The following is a 2,602-nucleotide window of genomic DNA, read 5'->3' as shown; positions in this document are numbered from 1 at the left end:
GGCGGTGACGATGAGCCGCTACTACGAAGAAGCGCGCCGCTTCGCCGAGATCGTGACCGTGCGCGCGGCCCGGCTGGCCACGCCCATCGTGGTGTCCACCGGCGGCGGCCCTGGCATCATGGAAGCGGGCAACCGCGGCGCCTTCGAGGTGGGCGGCCGCAGCCTGGGGCTGAACATCGTGCTGCCGCACGAACAGGCGCCCAACCCGTACATCACGCCGGAGCTGTGCTTCCAGTTCCACTACTTCGGCCTGCGCAAGATGCACTTCCTGATGCGCAGCGTGGCCATCGTGGCCTTCCCGGGCGGCTTCGGCACGCTGGACGAGATGTTCGAGGCGCTGACGCTGATCCAGACCAGGAAGAGCCGCCGCCGCCCGGTGCTGCTGTTCGGCCGCGACTTCTGGACGCGCCTGATCAACTTCGAGCTGCTGATCGAGACCGGCATGATCTCGCCAGAGGACGTGCACCTGTTCCGCTTCGTCGAGACGGCCGAGGAGGCCTACGAGATCCTGGCGGCCGAGTACGGCCTGGACAGCGACGTGGACAACGGCGACGGCAAGAGCCCGCGCGCCGAGGACTTCTGACCACCCTGGAGTAGATGCCCATGACCCACCTTGTCAGCCTCATCGGCGCGCCAACCGACATCGGCGCCGGCGCCAAGGGCGCGCGCATGGGACCCGAGGCCCTGCGCGTGGCCGACTTCGCGCAGGCGTTGGAAAGCCATGGGCTGCAGGTGGAAGACCGCGGCAACCTGATCGGCCCTTCCAACCCCTGGCTGCCGCCCGACGAGGGCTACCGCCACCTGCACGAGGTGGCCGCCTGGAACCAGCTGGTGCACGACGCGGTGCTGGCCGAGCTGCGCATCGGCCGCATGCCCATCCTGATGGGCGGCGACCACTGCCTGGGGCTGGGCTCCATCAGCGCGGTGGCGCGCCATTGCCGCGAGGTGGGCAAGAAACTGCGGGTGCTGTGGCTGGATGCGCATGCCGACTTCAACACCAACGAGCTCACGCCCAGCGGCAACATCCACGGCATGCCGGTGGCCTGCCTGTGCGGCTACGGCCCGAAGGAGCTGATCGAGATCGGCGGCCATGTGCCGGCCGTCAACCCCAAGTGGATCCGCCAGATCGGCATCCGCAGCGTCGATGCCGGCGAAAAGCGCTTCGTGCACCAGGTGGGGCTGGAGGTGTTCGACATGCGCTACATCGACGAGATGGGCATGCGCCACACCATGGAGCTGGCGCTGGCCACGCTGGACGACAACACCCACCTGCACGTGAGCTTCGACGTCGACTTCATGGACGCCGACATCGCGCCCGGCGTGGGCACCACCGTGCCCGGCGGTCCCACCTACCGCGAGGCGCAGCTGTGCATGGAGATGATCGCCGACACCGGCCGCCTGGGCTCGCTGGACGTGATGGAGATCAACCCCGCGCTGGACGTGCGCAACCGCACCGCGCTGATCGCGGTGGACATGATCGAGAGCCTGTTCGGCAAGAGCACGCTGATGCGCCGCTGACCCTGGCGCCAACCGCCCCGGATGCCCAAGCCGCTGCTGCAGGACACCGCGCTGCGCTACTTCCAGGAGGTGGTGCGCAGCGGCTCGGCCACCGTGGCTTCCGAGCGGCTGCACGTGGCCGCCTCGGCCGTCAGCCGGCAGATCGCAGCGCTGGAACGCACGCTGGGCACCACGCTGTTCGAGCGCCATCCGCGCGGCATGGTGCCCACGCAGGCCGGCGAGATCCTGGCCGCGTATGCCCGCCGCGCCGGGCTGGAAGAAGAACGCGCGCTGCAGGAGATCCAGGCGCTGCAGGGCATGCGCATGGGGCTGGTGCGCATCGCCGCCTCCGAGGCCTTTGCCAACCTGTTTTTGCCGCGGCTGATCGTGGCCTTCCGGCAGCAGCATGAAGGCATCTTCTTCGAGCTGGATGCGCAGCCGCCGGCCGTGGTCACCGCCCAGGTGCGTGAAGGCGTGGTGGACATCGGCCTGCGCTTCAGCCAGGCGCCCGAGGCGGACATCGAGCTGCAGTACAGCCAGAGCGCCCCCGTGCTGGCGCTGATGCGGCCCGACCATCCGCTGGCCGGCGCCGCCGGCATCGAGCTGCGCACGATGAGCGAGCATCCGCTGGCCCTGCCCGGCCCGCAGACCACGCTGCGGCAGATGATCGATGCGGCCTGCGCCCGCCAGCAGATCCGGCTGCGGCCGGCGCTGGTGAGCAACAACATGAGCACGCTGCACAGCTTTGCGATCGAAGGCGGTGGGTTGTCGGTGTCCAGTGGCGTGGCGGTGCGCCAGCTGCGGGCCGAAAACCGCCTGGCCGCGGTGCCGGTGACCGACGCCGGCCTGGACCTGCGGACGTTGGAGGTGCAAACGCTGGCCGGCCGCACGCTGCCGCGGGCGGTGCAGGCCTTCCTGGAGCATCTGAAGCAGCACCTGCCCGAAGTGCTGTAGCGCCGCCCGGGCTGCGCCGCTTTGCGGTGGCAGCAACGCAGCCTTGCCCAATCCGTGTTTGTCCGCGCCGCCCGCCCTTTCTAGGATGCGCGGTCATCCCTTTGTCATGCTCCGCACCATGCGCCTGTCCCGCAAGCTGTTCCTGCGTTCC

Annotated in this window: 3 protein-coding genes; all 3 read left to right on the top strand. The window is 69.4% G+C overall.

Annotation, left to right across the window (positions count from 1 at the left end; genetic code table 11):
- Nucleotides 1–583 (top strand): TIGR00730 family Rossman fold protein (locus ABNT58_RS25035; RefSeq protein WP_348756101.1); only part of this gene is annotated, 583 nt, incomplete at its 5' end.
- 20 nt (nt 584–603) lie between these two features.
- The gene (gene rocF / locus ABNT58_RS25030; RefSeq protein ID WP_348756100.1) at nt 604–1,518 is read left to right on the top strand and encodes an arginase; all 915 of its coding nucleotides are present in this window, start codon (nt 604–606) and stop codon (nt 1,516–1,518) included.
- Between the two features lie 21 nt (nt 1,519–1,539).
- Nucleotides 1,540–2,451, top strand: coding sequence for a LysR family transcriptional regulator (locus tag ABNT58_RS25025; RefSeq protein WP_348756099.1), 912 nt, complete (start codon nt 1,540–1,542; stop codon nt 2,449–2,451).
- Nucleotides 2,452–2,602: the final 151 nt, after the last annotated feature.

The organism is uncultured Aquincola sp. (assembly GCF_964001545.1).
Taxonomy (GTDB): domain Bacteria; phylum Pseudomonadota; class Gammaproteobacteria; order Burkholderiales; family Burkholderiaceae_C; genus Aquincola.
This window is presented reverse-complemented; position numbering and strand designations above follow the sequence as displayed.